Here is a 15417-nt window from a genome sequence, read left to right as displayed (position 1 = left end):
GGCTGCTGTTGGGCGGTGTACCCGGCGTGCAGCCGGCACGCGTCGTCGTGCTCGGCGGTGGCGTGGTGGGAACGCAGGCCGCGCGCATGGCCGCTGGCCTTGGCGCGGAGGTCACCGTGATCGACCGCTCGATCCCCCGGCTGCGCGAACTGGATGATCTCTTTATCGGACGGGTGCGTACCCGCTTCTCCACGATCGAATCGGTCGAGGAGGAGGTGTTCAATGCGGACGTCGTGATCGGCGCGGTGCTGGTGCCAGGCGCCAGCGCGCCAAAGCTCGTCACGCGGGCGATGCTGAAATCGATGCGGCCGGGCGCCGTGCTGGTCGACGTCGCGATCGACCAGGGCGGTTGCTTCGAGACCTCGCATCCGACCACACATACGGATCCGACCTACGAAGTCGACGGCATCGTGCATTATTGCGTCGCCAACATGCCGGGCGCAGTGCCAGTGACATCGAGCCAGGCCCTGAACAATGCAACGCTGCCGTTCGGCCTGATGCTCGCCGACAAGGGCTTTGCAGCGGTCCTGGAAAACCCGCATTTGCGCAACGGACTGAACGTCCATCGCGGCCGCATTACCAACAAGGCGGTGGCGGAAAGCCTCGGGCTGGAATTCGCGCCGGTAGGAAGCGGGCTCGCGGCGTAGAGGCCAGAGCGTTTTCGAGCGAAGTGGATACCGGTTCGCGTAAAGACAACGCGTCAAAGCAAGAATCTAGAGCCCTGTTCCGATTTTATCGGAACGGAAATGGCTCTACGCCGGCTTGCGGTGGCGGCTGCCGAGCGCGGCTTCGACCGTCTCGGGCCTCTCGATGCTCTCGATCAGCATGTCGATGCGGTCGCCGCCCCAGAACAGCTCGCCGTTGAACACCATGGTCGGCACGCCGAACACGCCGAGCGCCTCGGCCTCGTCGATGATGCGGTCGTGCTCGGCGCGGGCAGGGCCGCTGACGTAGGCTTCGAACTGGCCGGCCGATCCGCCGCACGACGTGATGACGTCTGTGATCGCGGCGAGGTCGTCGATCTCCAGTTCATGGCTCCAGAATTTCCGGAACACCGTGTCATGGTACGGGCGGAAGAAGCCGTGCGCCTGCGCGAACAGCATTCCAACGCTGGAATAGAAAGCGTCGTAGATCCGCCGAGGTCCCTTCATGACCAGCCCTTGCGCATTGGCATAGCGACGCGCGTCCATATAGGCGTAGCGCACCTTGCGCCAGAAATGCGGCGTGCGCTCCTCCACCGTGCCCATGAATTCGGCAACGCGCAGCGTGTAGGGAAGCCATTCGAGCTCGACACCATGTTTCTCCTCGAGCTCGAACAGCCGCTTGTTCGCCACGAACGCGTAGGGGCTCTTATAGTCGGTGTAGACGCGAACAAGCGGTTTAGACATGGCAAGCTTCCTTTCGGATGTGCGGCGCTGCCTGCCGCAAGCTCGTCATTGCGAGCGAAGCGAAGCAATCCAGGGTGTCACCGCGGAAAGATGCTGGATTGCTTCGCTTCGCTCGCAATGACGATGTGGTGAGACTGCACGCTAACCCTACGTCAAGTCCGCGTCGATAAGGGAGTCACGCCTTCGTCAGCTTGTATTGTCGCAGATCCGGATCGTGTGTCATGCGCCAATAGTCCACGAAGCGCCAGGGCATCGCCGAAAATACGCGGCCGCTCGCGTTGCGGTAGTAGGTGCTCATGCCGGGATGGGTCCAGATCATGGCCTCGTGCTCGGCATCGACCTTCTGGACGTAGTCATCGAGTATGTCCTGACGAACGTCGATGGCGGCGACGCCTTGCTCGATCATGTCGACGAGACAGGCAGAGATGTAGCGGCTCTGGCATTCCGACTGGAAGATAACGCTGCCGCCATGGGCGGGACCCGAGTTGGGGCCGAGCATGCAGAAGAAGTTTGGAAAGCCCGGCACGGTGAGGCCGAGGAACGCGGTCGGGTTGTCGTTGCTCCAGGCCTCACGCAAGTTCTTGCCGTCGCGGCCGCTGATGTTGAGGCGCGCCGCCATCTCCGTCACTTTGAAGCCGGTCGCGACGACGATGATGTCGGCGGGGCGGTGCTCACCGTCCGCGGTGACGATGCCTCCGCGGTCAAAATGATCGATCGTGTCGGTGACGAGCTCGACATTCTCGCGCGTCAAGGTCTTAAACCAGTTGTTGTCGAGCAGGATGCGTTTGCCATAGGGCGGGTAGGTCGGCACGCATTTCTCGATCAGCTCTGGCCGGTCCTGCAATTCGGACAGGATGAAGTCAGTCAGTTCCTGGCGGTGCCGGTCGTTGCCCTTGTTGACGGCGCGCTCGGGATGCGGCCAGGCCGGGTCCTTGCGCAGGAAGGGAAGCAGGCCGTCGCCGTAGCGCCAGAACATGTTGAAGCGGTACCACTGCACATAGAACGGCAGATGCGCCAGCAGCCAGCGCGCGCCCTCCGTGATCGGGTCGGAATAGCCTTTCACGGGCCGCGCCCACTGCGCGCTGCGCTGATAGACCGTGATCGAGGCGACGCGGCTGGCGATCGACGGCACGAGCTGCATCGATGTCGCGCCGGTTCCGATCACGGCGACATGCTTGCCGTCTAGATCGATATCTCCGGACCACAGCGCCGAATGCAGGATCGTCCCCTTGAAGTCTTCTTCGCCCTTGAAGTGCGCGCGGGAGGGATCGTTGAGCTGGCCGATGGCCGAGACCAGCGCGGTGGATTCGAAGGTTTCCTCGCCGTTCTCAGTCTTGAGCGCGGAGATCCAACGCCGCCTGCCTTCATCCCATCGCGACGATCTCAGCTCGGTGTTGACGCGCAGATGCTTGCGGATGCCGTATTCGTCCGCGACCTTCAGCAGATAGCCGAGCAGTTCCTCGCGCTGGCAGAAGTAGCGCGTCCATGCGTTGCGTGAGCCGAACGAATACGAATAGGAATGGTTCGGCGTATCGACGCCGCAGCCGGGATAGCGGTTGATCCACCAGGTGCCGCCGAGTTCGTCGTTCTTCTCGACGATGGTGTAGGGGATGCCGAGATGGCCGAGCGCGACGCCGAGCGCGATAGCGCAGACGCCCGCGCCGACGATCAGCACGTGCTGCTCGGCGAGCTCGCCATCCGAGGGGCGCGTCGTCCAGCGCGCCTCGCGCGGCACAAAGCCCATCTCCTCGCGCATCAGGGGCGCATATTCCGGCGCGACGTTCTCGCCGAGGCACGCGCGCATCATCTTCAGCAACAGCTCTTCGCCGGGATCGGTGACGACAGGCTTTGGCGTACCGTCGGCGAAGAGCTTGACCACCGCGGCGCGAATTTCGTCCTGGATCTCCCGGGGCACTCCGGCCTCGGGATCGGGAATGAGGCGGATGTCGCGCTTGGGCAGGTAGGGCGGCTCGAGCCAGCGCTCGTCGCCTGTCATGTGGACCAGCACCATCAGGAGGCAGCGGATGTCGGCTTCCGCGATCGCCGAGGCAAGGTCGAGCGGCTTGCGTGGAGATTCGATGTTCATTGCGTTTCCTGATCTTCGGAGACATTGAAGAGGCCGCGCGTCATCAGCTTGCGATAGGCGGAGATGACGTGGTCCGGCACGGCGACGACGCCGTCAGCCGAGTAGGAGTAGCGGCGGCTGAGATAGCCGCGCGAACCCATCAGCATGTGCACGATCGCCTCGAATTCCTCGTCGCTAAAATCCTCGATCGCGCCTGCAAGCCGGGCGCGGCGCAGGATGCGGACGTAAGCAGTCGAGATGTTGTCCAGATGCTTCTGGTAGCCGATCGGCGCGAAGAATTCGGCTTCGTTGAGGATGCGCAGGAATTCCGGCACCTCACGGATGAAGTCGAAGAAGGCCGCGAAGCGCTCGATTTCCTGCCGTGCAGCATCGGCAGTGCCGGTGCGGGCGCGGATGAACTCGACCATGTCGATGCCGATCTTCGGCAAGAGCTGTTCGAGCAGTTCCTGGCGGTTCTCGAAGTGATTGTAGAAAGTGCCTTGCGCGACCCCGGCTTCTTCGGTGATGCGGGCGACCGAGGCTTCGGCATAACCGTGCTTGCCGACGATCTTCGTGGCCGCCTCGAATATCTTCTGCTTGGTCCAGGCGTTGCGCTCGACGCGGTTGAGCTTGGTCACCTTGGCGCTCGCGTTCGCTTGGGTCATTCAGAAGTCTCCAGCTCGGCGCGCAGCACGCGCTTGAGGATTTTGCCGCTGGGATTGCGGGGGAGGCTGTCGCGGATGACGAGCTCTTTCGGCACCTTGAAGCTGGCCAGTCGCGCGCGGCAGTGCTCGGTGAGGGTAGGGAGTTCCAGACTCGCGCCTTCAGCGAGCACGATGATGGCAACCGGCCGCTCGCCCCAGCGCGCATCGCGAAGGCCAATCACCGCGACCTCGCGGACCTCGGGCAGGTCGTAGATGACGCGCTCGACTTCGGAAGAGGCAATGTTCTCGCCTCCCGAGATGATCATGTCCTTCTTGCGGTCGGTCAGGTACAGGAAGCCCTCGTCGTCGAGATAGCCGACGTCGCCGCTGCGGAACCAGTCGCCGAAAAAGGCTGCTGCCGTCTTCTCCGGGGCCTTCCAATAGCCGCGCGTGATCTTCGGCCCGCGCAGGCAGATCTCGCCATTGACGTTTGGCGGTAGCGTCCTGCCGTCTTCATCGCGGATTTCGATCTCGACATGGGCGATGGCGCGCCCGGTCGAGCCGATCTTCTCGATCTCGCGCCCGGCCTCCATGAAGGTGTCGCCTCCGACCGTTTCGGTGAGGCCATAGGCGTCGATGTATCGCGCATTGCGGAAGAATTCGGAGAAGGCGCGGATGCGCACCTCCGGCGTCTTCTCGCCGCCGCCGATCGCCCATTTCAAGCTGGATACGTCGTAGCGGTCGCGGGCAGAGCAGGTGAGCATCGCCGTGGTCATGACGGGCGCAAACCAGGCGGCGTTCAGCTTGTCCTCGGCGATCGCCGCAAGCGCAGTCTCAGGCTCGAAGTTGCGTTCGATGTGGATGAAGCCGCCGTGCCAGAGCACTGCGATGCCGGGCAGGTCGAGCGCGCCGACATGATAGAGTGGGCCGACGACGAGAAGCCGCGTGTCGGCGTTGATGCCCAGCGCGACCGTCTGATCTGCCGACTTCCAGTAGAAATTATCGTAAGTGAGCATCACGCCCTTGGGGCGGTCAGTCGTGCCCGAGGTGTACATCAGTCGCATCAGGTCGGACGGCTGGCGGATGTGCATCGGCGCGGGCTGCGCATCGTCTGCGAGGCGCGCGACGCTCTGCTGCGCGGCCTCGTCCAGCACCACGATCCTGGCACCCGCTGCATTCGCGGCGAGTTCTTCATCGACGATCAACAGCCGCGCACCGGCATTGCCGGCGATGTAGCCAACCTCATCGCGCGAGAGGCGGAAGTTGATCGGCAAGAACACCGCGCCGAGATGGCTGGTGGCGAACACCAGCTCAAGGAACGCCGCGCTGTTCTTCATCAAAACGGCCACCACGTCGCCGGCGCCGATGCCTTGCGTGGCGAGCCAGCCGGCCGCTTGCCGGATGCGTGTGTCGAAGACCGCGTAGGAGATCTCCTCGCCGCGATATTTCAGCGCAGGCCGCTCCGGCGTGCACCTGGCATGAAAGGCGATGAAGCTCGACAGGTTGATCATTGCGCGGATTTCGGACCGATTGCCGGCCTCGTTTCCTCTCTTGATGAATTATGACTCGTAATTCATCTTTGGCTTGACGTCACCCCCCTACCTCTGAAATCCTTGAGAACACGGAGACGAGACGATCTCCGACAGGGACAGGAAACGCCGACCCGACAGAGGGAGGGGAAAAATGACGAGAACCCGCAAGCCGGGCATCAGCCGCCGTTCAACGCTGGCGCTGATGGGCGCCGGTGCGATGAGTGTTGCCGCGCCGTGGGTGGCGCGTGCGCAAGCCAAGACCATCAAGATCGGCATGCCGACGATTTTGTCCGGTCGGGTCGCGCAGCTCGGTACGTCGTCGCGCAACGCGGTGATGCTTGAGGTAGATAAGGTCAACGCCGCCGGTGGCCTTGCCGGCCGGCAGATCGAGATGGTGATCCGCGACTCCAAGGGCCAGCCGCAGGAGGCCGCCCGCGTCGCGCGCGAGCTCGTCAACACCGATGGCTGCGAATGGCTGATCGACGGCGAGGCGTCGTCCGGATCGTTCGCGGTGCATGAAGTGGCGCGCGATCTCGGCGTGCTCTGCGTCCACACCTGCTCGGAAGCGTCTTCGCTCACGGCCGATCCCAAGCAGCACATTCCGAATGCGTTCCGCTGCGTGCGCCAGGGCATCCACGACTCCATCGTCGGCGGCAGCTACGCCGCCTCGATCGCGAAAGCCAAGGGCCTGAAGAAGTGGGCGACCTGCTCGCCGGATTACGCCTATGGACGCGACACCACCGGCGAGTTCACGCTCTACCTGAAGCGCTTCGCGCCCGACGTCGAGGTCATCAGCGAGTCCTGGCCAAAGCTGTTCCAGCCCGACTATACCGAAGTGGTAACGAAGATCCTGCAGGCAAAGCCGCAGGCGCTGTATTCCTGCCTGTGGGGCGGCGATCTCACCTCGTATATCGACCAGGCCAACATCTACGCGATGTTCAGCCAGATGGAGGTGTTCGCGGTCAACATGGCCGACTACACCGCACTCACGGTGGTGAAGAACCTGCCGAAGGGCATTCATTCCGGCAACCGCTACATCAAGACCTTCCCGGCCACGCCGGAGAACGCTGCCTGGGGCGATGCCTACAAGGCCAAGTACAACGAGTATCCGACCAACTGGTCGTGGCAGAATGCGACCGCCGTGATGTTCCTTAGCGAAGCGGCGAAGAAGGCAAATTCGACCGACGGCAAGAAGATCGCGGAGGTGCTGAAGGGCCTCACCATCAAGTGCCCGTTCGGCGCCGACGGCACCGTGACGATGCGTGCCGACGATCATACGCTCGTCGGTTACGCTATCGGCTGGGGCACCACGATCCCGCAGGAGCCCTACGTGCCGGAAGTCAAGGCCGGAGACTGGAAGGCCATCTTCGAGCTCGAAGCCGAGTGGAAGAAGAGCAAGGGCTACACCTGATTCGAGACGCGGCGGAGATGGGTGACCGTCTCCGCCGTCTTCGTTTCGTTTTCCGCGCCGTATCAGGCGCACGACCATGAAAGTGCTTCCGTGGATCTTGACGCGCTTGCCGGCTGCCTCTCCAGTTCCGCCTGCCTGGTGACGCAAACCACCAGCGGCCTCATCATCGGCATGCTCCTGTTCCTGGTCGCGGTCGGGTTGACGCTGATCTTCGGCGTGCTCAAAATCGTCAATTTCAGCCACGGCGCCTTCTACATGTTCGGCGCCTATTTCGCGATGACGGCCTATCAGCTCACCGGAAGCTTTGCGCTCGCGATGCTGGCGGGCGCGGCTGGCACCGCCATCCTCGGCCTGATTTTCGAGCGCGTCTTCATGAGCCGCGTCTATGGCGCCGACGTGCTGATGCAACTCCTCGTCTGCTACGCGTTCGTGCTTATCTTCGACGACGTCGTGCGGATCATCTGGGGACCCGAATTCAAGTCGATGGGCATGCCGTCTGCCTTCCAGGTGATGCCGCTGTTTATCGCCGGCGGCGTGGTGCCGCCATATTATCTGCTGCTGATCGGCGTCGCGCTTGTCGTGGCGATCGTGCTCGGAATAGGGCTCTCGCGCAGCCGCATCGGCAAGGTGGTCCGCGCCGCCGCGCATAATCCCGGCATGGTCTCCGCGCTTGGCATCAACACCGGACTGATCTATGGCGGCGTGTTCGCGCTTGGTGGCATGTTGGCGGGACTTGCTGGCGCACTTGCGGCGCCGGTGCGCTCGTTGACCCCCGGCATGGGATTTTCGGTGCTGATCGAATCCTTCATCGTCACCGTGATCGGGGGCATGGGCTCAATCCTCGGTGCGCTGATCGGCGCGCTGCTGCTCGGGCTGATCCGGTCCTTCGGGTCGCTCGGCTTTCCGCTGTTTACCGAAGGCCTGATGTATCTGTTCATGGTGATCGTGCTGGTTTCCAAGCCCACTGGCCTGTTCGGCAAGGAGGCGGCATGACCGAGTTGGAGGCCGGGCGTGCCCAGAGGTTGGCGCCGGTGCGTAGTGGCGCCGCGCTTCAGCGCTACCGCGACGTGCTGATCGCTCTGATCGCCTTCGCCGTTCTGGCGTGCCTGCCGCTGTTGTCAGGCAGCAAGGCGCTGCTCGATTTCATCATCCGCTGCTCGGCCTACGGCCTGTTCGCGACCTCGCTCAACCTGCTGGTCGGCTATACCGGCCTGACCTCGTTCGGGCATGGCATGTTCTTCGGCCTTGGTGCCTATAGTTTCGGTCTGATCATGCAGCGGCTCGGCGTGCCGATCCCGGTCGCCTTCGTCGCGACGCTGGCGATCACGGCGGTGGTCGCGGCCGTCATCGGCGCGATCTGCGTGCGGCTCAAGGAGATCTATTTCGCCTTCGTCACGCTGGCTTTCCAGATGCTCATCCACTCGATGATCCTGTCCTGGGCCTCCTTCACCGGTGGTGACCAGGGCCTGCGCGGCGGCATCCCGCGCCCGGTATTCCTTGGAATCGATCTTGCCAATCACGTCCATCTCTATGTCGCGAGCTGCGCGCTGCTGATCCTCGGCCTGCTCGCGATGCGCCAGATCGCACAATCGCCGTTCGGCTACACGCTGCGCATGGTCCGCGACAATGCCGCGCGCGCGAGCTTCCTCGGCATCGACGTCTGGCGCGCCAAGCTCACCGTGTTCGTGCTGGCGGCGCTGTTCGCCTCGATGGGCGGCATGGTGATGGCGCTGTTCGTTTCCGGCGCGTATCCGGAATTCGCCTATTGGACCATCTCGGGCGAGGGCATCTTCATCAACATGCTCGGCGGCGTCTCGACCTTCCTGGGGCCGATGGTCGGCACCGTGCTGCTGTTGCTGCTCAACGACACCGTTACGCGCTTCACGGAGTATCACGGCATCGTGCTCGGTGTCGTCATCCTGTTTTTCGCGCTGGGCCTGCGCAAAGGCCTGCTGGATTTCGTCGCCGAATGGTTCGCGCATCGGCGCGACGCAGGTGAGGGGCGCTAGCCATGCTCGAGATCCGCAACCTCGCAAAATCCTTCGGCGGCGTGAAGGCGACCAACGACGTCACGCTTGACTTCCCCGACGGCTCGCTCACCGCGGTCATCGGCCCGAACGGCGCCGGCAAGAGCACCTTCTTCAACCTGATCACCGGCGCGCTCAAGCCGGATTCCGGCCAGGTTCTGCTTGACGGCGTCGATCTCGCCGGTCGCTCGCCGCCGGAGATCGTGCGCCACGGCATCGGCCGCGCCTTCCAGGTGGCAAGCATCTTCAAATCACTCACGGTGCAGGAGACCATGCTGGCCGCCGTCAGTGCCGACCAGCGCTCATCCGCGGTGCTGCACAAGCGCTTCCCCTTGCCCGAGACGCGCGACCGTGCCGAGCACGTGATGGAGTTGCTGGGGCTCGCCGGAAAGCGCAACCGCACCGCGGCGACGCTGTCGCATGGCGACCAGAAGCTGCTCGACATCGCGCTGGCCTTGGTGCTCGAACCAAAAGTGCTGCTGCTGGACGAGCCGACGGCCGGCATGGGGCCGGAGGAGCGCTGGCGCATGATCGACAAGGTGCGCGAGCTCTGGGAGACGCAGAAGATCACCGTCGTCTTCATCGAGCACGATATGGACATCGTGTTCAAGATCGCCCCGAAGATCGTCGTGCTCTGCTACGGCCGCATCCTGGCAACGGGCACTCCCGACGAGATCCGCAACAACAGTGCCGTGATCGACGCCTATCTCGGTACCGAACATGCGGGAGCCGCCGCATGAGCGCTGTTGTCATTGAAGTCGCCGATCTCGATGTCTACTACGGCACGAGCCAGATCCTGTTCGGCGTCGGCCTCTCGGTTCGGCAGGGTGAGACCATGGCGCTGCTGGGACGTAACGGCGCCGGCAAATCGACGACGATGAAGGCGATCATGGGCCTGGCGCCGCCGCGACGGGGCAAAGTGAGCCTGCGCGGGACGGTGATCTCGGGCCAAAAGCCGCATCATATCGCCCGCGCCGGTCTCGGCTTCGTGCCGGAGGATCGCCAGATCTTTCCGGAGCACACGGTCGAGGACAATCTGGTCATCGGCAAGAAGCGCGGGCCACAAGGCCAGGACGAATGGCCGATCAAGCGCATCTACGAAGTCTTCCCGCTTTTGGAGCCGCTCCGCCACCGCATCGCAGGACGCCTCTCGGGCGGCGAGCAGCAGATGCTTGCGATCGCGCGCACGCTGATGGGCAATCCGGCGCTCCTGTTGCTCGATGAGCCGAGCGAGGGGCTCGCCCCGATCATCGTGCAGCGGATCGGCGAGCTGCTACGCCAGCTCCGTAAGCTCGGTTCGACCGTGCTGATCGCCGAGCAGAACATGCATTTCTGTCTGGGTCTTGCGAGCCACGCCACGGTCATCGACAAGGGGCAGATCGTCTATGCCGCCGGCATCGATGAGCTGAAGGCCAACGACGCCATCCGACGCCGCTACCTGGCGCTGTAGCCAAGGGCTCCGGTGTCAAAATAGGGCGGAAGAAGAAAACCATTGTCCCGGGACCATCAGGCGGAAGGAGATTCCCCTCCGCGCGGCAAAAAAGCCAATCGCTTCCATTGCTGTTTGGGGCCGAAACGACGACATTCCTATGAGAAATTGGTGGATCGGCAGTTATGGAACGCACCGGATTTGAGCCCTTCGGCGAGCAACTGGTGTCCGCAAAGGACACGCAGCCGCGGTCGCGTGCGTCAAAGATGCTGCTGCGGGCCGGCACTGGCTTGTTCTGGTCGCTGGTGGCGGCGATCGTGCTTGCTCGCGCCGCCTTCTTCGAGCCGGGCGTCTATGACAGCTTCAGCCGAGTGGCTTCGCTCGCCAAGAGCCTGATCTTCTGACGCAGATTATTCCGGGCTGAGGATAGAGCTTCCCTCGGCCCAGATATGTCGAAAACTTATTTCCCAATCGGGCGTCGCTGCGTATAAATCCTTCTCCTCTGGGAGAGATTTGTGTCGCAGAATCAAGCATCCAGCCCGGCCGACGCCAAGCCGACCACCGCTGCGAGTCGCATTGCGGCGCTGATTCCGGGCATCCTCCTCTGCATTGCCGTCGCCGGTGTGTCGGCCCTGCTCGAGCGGGCGGAGCTAGGCATTTTCGAGCACCCCTATGTCGAGGCGCTGGTGATGGCGATCCTGCTCGGGATGGCCCTGCGCAGCTTCTGGAAACCCGCGCCGCGTTGGCAGGCGGGCATCGCCTTCAGCGCCAAACAGCTCCTCGAAGTCGCGGTCATGCTGCTCGGAGCTTCCATCAGCTTTGCCGCGATCGCGGCCTCGGGCATTGCGCTGCTGGCATCGATCGCCGCGGTTGTAGTGATCGCGCTCTGCGTCTCCTTCGGCCTCAGCCGGATGCTCGGCCTGTCGACGCGCCTGTCGATCCTGATTGCCTGCGGCAACTCCATCTGCGGCAACTCCGCGATCGCCGCCGTGGCTCCGATCATCGGCGCCAACAGCGACGAGATCGCGTCCTCGATCTCCTTCACCGCGATCCTCGGCGTGATGATGGTGCTGGGCCTGCCGCTCCTGATTCCGCTCCTGCAATTGTCGGCCACGCAATACGGCATCCTCGCGGGCCTCACCGTCTATGCGGTGCCGCAGGTACTTGCGGCGACAGTTCCGGCCGGGCTCATCAGCACGCAGATCGGAACGCTCGTGAAATTGATGCGCGTCCTGATGCTCGGGCCTGTGGTCGTCGGCCTCTCTCTGGTCGCCTCGCGCTGGCAGAGCAGCGCAAAGAAGACCAATGTCGGCTTCTTCCGTCTCGTCCCCTGGTTCATCCTCGGCTTCCTTGCGCTGGCCACCCTTCGCTCCCTGGAGATCGTGCCGGGCACGGTGGTCGGGCCGGTAGCGAAGATCACCAGCTTTCTCACGGTGGTGTCGATGGCCGCGCTGGGTCTCGGCGTCGACGTGCGCGTGCTCGCCAATGTCGGCGGCAGGGTGACGGCTGCCGTGACGCTCTCGTTGTTGCTTCTGCTCGGGATCAGCATCGCACTCGTGCACTGGTTCAAATGAGTGATCGCGTGCAGCGCACATGAATAGCAGCGCGCTGCCGCTCTGGACTTCCCGCGCCAGACCTTTATTGGTCTTCGCCAATGTGGTCGGCCGCTGTGAAAGTGGCCGATCTGAGAAAGAGTGAGGACGCGGCCATGACGACACTGACTGCAAAAGAGCTTCTCCCCGAGGACGGCACGCGAGGAACGCTGGCCGGCCGCGTCTGGTTGCCGCAGGCGAACGGTCCGGCCGTGGTCGCCGTGCGCAGCGACGGTGTCTTCGATGTCACCGCAAAGTTTCCGACCGTCAGTGCGCTCTGCGAAGAGGACAATCCGGCAAAAGCGCTTGCTGCGACCAAGGGCGAGCGCATCGGCGATCTCGAGGCCATCGTCGCCAATACGCCGCCAGACCAGCGCGACCGCCAGAAGCCGTGGTTGCTTGCGCCCGTCGATCTCCAGACCCTGAAGGCCGCTGGCGTCACCTTTGCCATCTCGATGCTGGAACGCGTGATCGAGGAGCGCGCGAAGGGCAATCCGGCCTCGGCCGAAGCGATCCGCAAGGAAGTGACGCGGCTCATCGGCGACGATCTGTCAAAGCTCAAGCCGGGCTCGGACCAGGCGATGCGGCTGAAGCAGGTGCTGATCGACCAGAACGCCTGGAGTCAATATCTCGAAGTCGGCATTGGCCCCGACGCCGAGGTCTTCACCAAGGCGCCGACATTGTCTTCGGTCGGCACGGGCATGGATGCCGGCCTGCATCCGAAGTCGACCTGGAACAACCCGGAGCCCGAGCTCGTTCTGTTCGTGTCGAGCCGCGGCAAGATCGTCGGCGGCGCGCTCGGCAACGACGTGAACTTGCGCGACTTCGAGGGACGTTCGGCGCTGCTCTTGTCGAAGGCCAAGGACAACAACGCCTCCTGCTCGATCGGGCCGCTGCTGCGCCTGTTCGACGACAGCTTCTCGCTCGACGACGCGCGCAAGCTCGACATCAGCCTGAACGTGAAGGGGACAGACGGTTTCGTCCTCGACGGCCATTCCTCGATCAGCAAGATCAGCCGTGACCCGACCGATCTGGTCGAGCAGACGATCGGGAAGGTGCATCAGTATCCCGACGGCTTCGTGCTATTCCTCGGCACGATGTTCGCACCGGTCAAGGATCGCGAGGCGCCGGGGCAGGGGTTCACGCACAAGCGCGACGACATCGTCACGATCGCTGCACCCCAGCTCGGCAAGCTGGTCAACCGCATGCGCACGAGCGACGAGTGCGAGCCCTGGACTTTTGGAATCGGCGCGCTGATGAAGAATCTGGCGCAGCGGAAGCTGATCTAGCGCTTCGCCACTCTGCCGCTTGCGGCAGCAGATTGCACACGCGAATTTTTATGAGACCGTCATGCCCGGGCTTGTCCCGGGCATCAACGTTCTGTTGTCCCGCGAGGCAAGGCGTGGAGGCCCAGCCGGCCATAACGATGCCACAACACTCAGTATCTTTCATCTCCGCGTTGTATTCGCGGAACAAAATCGCTCTGAGCGTGCCACCCAAATAGTCAAATAATATGACTAGTAGGCCCGCCACTTCCGTGAAATAGTACCCGAAAATCGCCCGTCAGGCGATGCGTGGGTGCCATACTACCAAAATTGGCGCTCGCCGATATTGGGAGAGGCGCCTCATGACCTCGCGCATCGTCGTCATTCCGACGCGGCGGGCTCATTCCAACAACGCGGAAGTCGCTCGCTCGATCGGCGTCGACATCATCGCCGGCCGCTATGCCGAAGGGACGCGGTTGCCCGGGGATGCCGAGCTCACCGCGATGTTCGGCGTGTCGCGTCCGGTGCTGCGGGAGAGCGTCAAGACCCTGGTCGCCAAGGGCCTGCTCACCACCAAGGCACGGGTCGGCACCGTCGTGCGCGAGCGTGCCGCCTGGAACATGTTCGACGCCGACGTACTGGCATGGCATCTGGACGCCGGCATCGACAAGCGCTTCCTCAACGACCTCGCCGAGATTCGTCTCGCGGTCGAACCGCGTGCGGCTTGGCTCGCAGCGGCGCAGCGGTCCGAGGAGGACGTTGCCGCGCTTCGCCGCAGCATGGAGCGTATGCGGCTTGAAGCGTCCGACTCGGTGGGTTTTGCCGATGCCGACCTCGCGCTCCATGTTGCCGTGGCACGCGCCTCCGGAAATCTGTTCATGCGATCGATCGGGCATGTCATCGAGGCCGCGTTGCGCGCCTCGTTCCTGCTCAGCGCACCGGTCGAGCCGGAGGATCGCGAGGCCGTGCTGCTCTGGCATCAGAAGATCGTCGATGCGATCGCGACGGGGGGATGCCGAGCGCGCATCGGAGGCGATGGTCTACGTCATTCATAACGGCATGCGCCGCCACGAGGGCACGGTGATCGAGACCGCGCCGGCCGAGGCGTTGCCGTCTGCGGCATCTGGAGAGAGATCGTGACGGACCTTCGTATCGCCATCGTCGGCTTCGGCAAGATCGCGCGCGACCAGCATGTCGGTGCGATCGCCGCGACACCGGGCGCGACGCTCGCGGCCGTCGCCAGCCGCAACGCCTCGCTGCCGGACCTGCCGCATTTTGCCACCATCGAGGAATTGCTGGCGAAGGGGCCGCCGATCGATGCGGTGTCGCTCTGCACGCCGCCACAGGTGCGCCGCGCCCAGGCGGCTGCGGCGCTCGCCGCCGGTAAGCATGTCATGCTGGAGAAGCCGCCCGGCGCCGGCGTTGTCGAGCTCGATCCCTTGATCGCGATGGCGGCGGATGCGAAGCGCACGCTGTTTGCGACCTGGCATTCGCGTTATGCGCCGGCGGTCGAGCCGGCGCGCGCGTGGCTCGCCTCACGCCAGATCCTGTCCGTTCACATCAACTGGAAAGAGGACGTCCGCGTCTGGCATCCCGGGCAGGGCTGGATCTGGGAGCCGGGCGGGCTCGGCGTGTTCGACCCCGGCATCAACGCGCTGTCGATCCTGACCCGCATCCTGCCGAAGCCGGTCTTCGTCACCGCAGCCGAGCTTGCGTTTCCGTCCAATTGCGAGGCCCCGATTGCCGCAAATCTGACGCTGACCGACATCGGCGGTCTGCCTGTTACCGCCGAATTCGACTTCCGTCAGACCGGGCCGCAGAGCTGGGATATCCTGGTGGAAACCGACCGAGGCCGGATGATGTTGTCCGGAGGTGGCAGGCGCATGGCGATCGACGGCAAGGCAGTTGCCGAGGCCCCCGACGAGGAATACCGCGAGTTGTACCGGCGCTTCGTCAAGCTCGCCGTAACAGGCGCGAGTGACGTCGACCTGGCACCGCTTCGTCTCGTCGCCGATGCCTTCCTGCTCGGCAAGCGCACTCTGGTCGAACCGTTTGTGGACTGAA

The 15417-nt window shown here is 63.7% G+C and carries 14 protein-coding genes and 1 pseudogene; 11 read left to right on the top strand and 4 right to left on the bottom strand.

Annotated elements, in window-relative coordinates:
• Positions 1-647, top strand: a 647-nt coding sequence (locus AC629_RS18950) for an alanine dehydrogenase (RefSeq protein WP_168195524.1), incomplete at its 5' end; no start/stop codon positions are given.
• 105 nt (positions 648-752) lie between these two features.
• Here the strand turns inward: AC629_RS18950 and AC629_RS18945 are convergent.
• The 4 genes from AC629_RS18945 to AC629_RS18930 form a co-directional block, all read right to left on the bottom strand.
• Positions 753-1388, bottom strand: a complete 636-nt coding sequence (locus tag AC629_RS18945; protein ID WP_084806543.1) for a 2-hydroxychromene-2-carboxylate isomerase — start codon at positions 1386-1388, stop codon at positions 753-755.
• A 175-nt stretch (positions 1389-1563) separates the two neighbouring features.
• Entirely contained in the window at positions 1564-3474 is a 1911-nt protein-coding gene (locus AC629_RS18940) for a flavin-containing monooxygenase (RefSeq protein WP_084806542.1), read from the bottom strand.
• Entirely contained in the window at positions 3471-4118 is a 648-nt protein-coding gene (locus tag AC629_RS18935; protein WP_084806541.1) for a TetR/AcrR family transcriptional regulator, read from the bottom strand. Before AC629_RS18935 ends, AC629_RS18940 begins: the two co-directional genes overlap by 4 nt.
• Entirely contained in the window at positions 4115-5608 is a 1494-nt protein-coding gene (locus tag AC629_RS18930; RefSeq protein ID WP_084806540.1) for an AMP-binding protein, read from the bottom strand. The genes AC629_RS18935 and AC629_RS18930 overlap by 4 nt, the downstream gene beginning before the upstream one ends.
• Before the next feature lie 172 nt (positions 5609-5780).
• On the opposite strand from AC629_RS18930, the gene AC629_RS18925 reads away from it, so the two are divergent.
• From AC629_RS18925 to AC629_RS18880, 10 genes and pseudogenes are all read left to right on the top strand, one after another.
• Positions 5781-7040 (top strand): ABC transporter substrate-binding protein, encoded by a 1260-nt coding sequence (locus tag AC629_RS18925; protein ID WP_084806539.1) that lies wholly within the window; start codon positions 5781-5783, stop codon positions 7038-7040.
• Between the two features lie 90 nt (positions 7041-7130).
• Entirely contained in the window at positions 7131-8033 is a 903-nt protein-coding gene (locus AC629_RS18920; RefSeq protein WP_084806548.1) for a branched-chain amino acid ABC transporter permease, read from the top strand.
• Entirely contained in the window at positions 8030-9049 is a 1020-nt protein-coding gene (locus tag AC629_RS18915; protein ID WP_084806538.1) for a branched-chain amino acid ABC transporter permease, read from the top strand. Before AC629_RS18920 ends, AC629_RS18915 begins: the two co-directional genes overlap by 4 nt.
• A gap of 2 nt (positions 9050-9051) precedes the next feature.
• A complete protein-coding gene (locus AC629_RS18910) occupies positions 9052-9807 on the top strand; it encodes an ABC transporter ATP-binding protein (protein ID WP_084806537.1) in 756 nt (251 codons plus the stop codon).
• Positions 9804-10517 (top strand): ABC transporter ATP-binding protein, encoded by a 714-nt coding sequence (locus AC629_RS18905; RefSeq protein WP_084806536.1) that lies wholly within the window; start codon positions 9804-9806, stop codon positions 10515-10517. The genes AC629_RS18910 and AC629_RS18905 overlap by 4 nt, the downstream gene beginning before the upstream one ends.
• Before the next feature lie 164 nt (positions 10518-10681).
• Entirely contained in the window at positions 10682-10900 is a 219-nt protein-coding gene (locus AC629_RS18900) for a hypothetical protein (protein WP_084806535.1), read from the top strand.
• Between the two features lie 111 nt (positions 10901-11011).
• Positions 11012-12070, top strand: coding sequence for a YeiH family protein (locus AC629_RS18895; protein WP_084806534.1), 1059 nt, complete (start codon positions 11012-11014; stop codon positions 12068-12070).
• Positions 12071-12204: 134 nt separating this feature from the next.
• A complete protein-coding gene (locus AC629_RS18890) occupies positions 12205-13377 on the top strand; it encodes a fumarylacetoacetate hydrolase family protein (protein WP_084806547.1) in 1173 nt (390 codons plus the stop codon).
• A 338-nt stretch (positions 13378-13715) separates the two neighbouring features.
• Positions 13716-14493, top strand: a pseudogene (locus AC629_RS18885) (FadR/GntR family transcriptional regulator).
• On the top strand, positions 14490-15416 hold the full coding sequence (locus AC629_RS18880; RefSeq protein ID WP_084806533.1) for a Gfo/Idh/MocA family protein: 927 nt from the start codon (positions 14490-14492) through the stop codon (positions 15414-15416). The pseudogene AC629_RS18885 and the gene AC629_RS18880 overlap by 4 nt, the downstream one beginning before the upstream one ends.
• Position 15417 lies beyond the last annotated feature (1 nt).

Origin of the sequence: Bradyrhizobium sp. NAS80.1 (genome assembly GCF_001908205.1) — a bacterium.
Classification (GTDB): domain Bacteria; phylum Pseudomonadota; class Alphaproteobacteria; order Rhizobiales; family Xanthobacteraceae; genus Bradyrhizobium.
The sequence above is the reverse complement of the archived record's forward strand: the minus strand, read 5'-3'. Positions and strand labels throughout refer to the sequence as shown.

What these genes read in the sequence shown, in the direction of transcription:
- AC629_RS18940 (WP_084806542.1), bottom strand. Translation starts at nt 3,474, where the DNA reads ATGAACATCGAATCTCCACGCAAGCCGCTCGACCTTGCCTCGGCGATC.
- AC629_RS18925 (WP_084806539.1), top strand. Translation starts at nt 5,781, where the DNA reads ATGACGAGAACCCGCAAGCCGGGCATCAGCCGCCGTTCAACGCTGGCG.
- AC629_RS18910 (WP_084806537.1), top strand. Translation starts at nt 9,052, where the DNA reads ATGCTCGAGATCCGCAACCTCGCAAAATCCTTCGGCGGCGTGAAGGCG.
- AC629_RS18890 (WP_084806547.1), top strand. Translation starts at nt 12,205, where the DNA reads ATGACGACACTGACTGCAAAAGAGCTTCTCCCCGAGGACGGCACGCGA.
- AC629_RS18905 (WP_084806536.1), top strand. Translation starts at nt 9,804, where the DNA reads ATGAGCGCTGTTGTCATTGAAGTCGCCGATCTCGATGTCTACTACGGC.
- AC629_RS18900 (WP_084806535.1), top strand. Translation starts at nt 10,682, where the DNA reads ATGGAACGCACCGGATTTGAGCCCTTCGGCGAGCAACTGGTGTCCGCA.
- AC629_RS18930 (WP_084806540.1), bottom strand. Translation starts at nt 5,608, where the DNA reads ATGATCAACCTGTCGAGCTTCATCGCCTTTCATGCCAGGTGCACGCCG.
- AC629_RS18935 (WP_084806541.1), bottom strand. Translation starts at nt 4,118, where the DNA reads ATGACCCAAGCGAACGCGAGCGCCAAGGTGACCAAGCTCAACCGCGTC.
- AC629_RS18915 (WP_084806538.1), top strand. Translation starts at nt 8,030, where the DNA reads ATGACCGAGTTGGAGGCCGGGCGTGCCCAGAGGTTGGCGCCGGTGCGT.
- AC629_RS18945 (WP_084806543.1), bottom strand. Translation starts at nt 1,388, where the DNA reads ATGTCTAAACCGCTTGTTCGCGTCTACACCGACTATAAGAGCCCCTAC.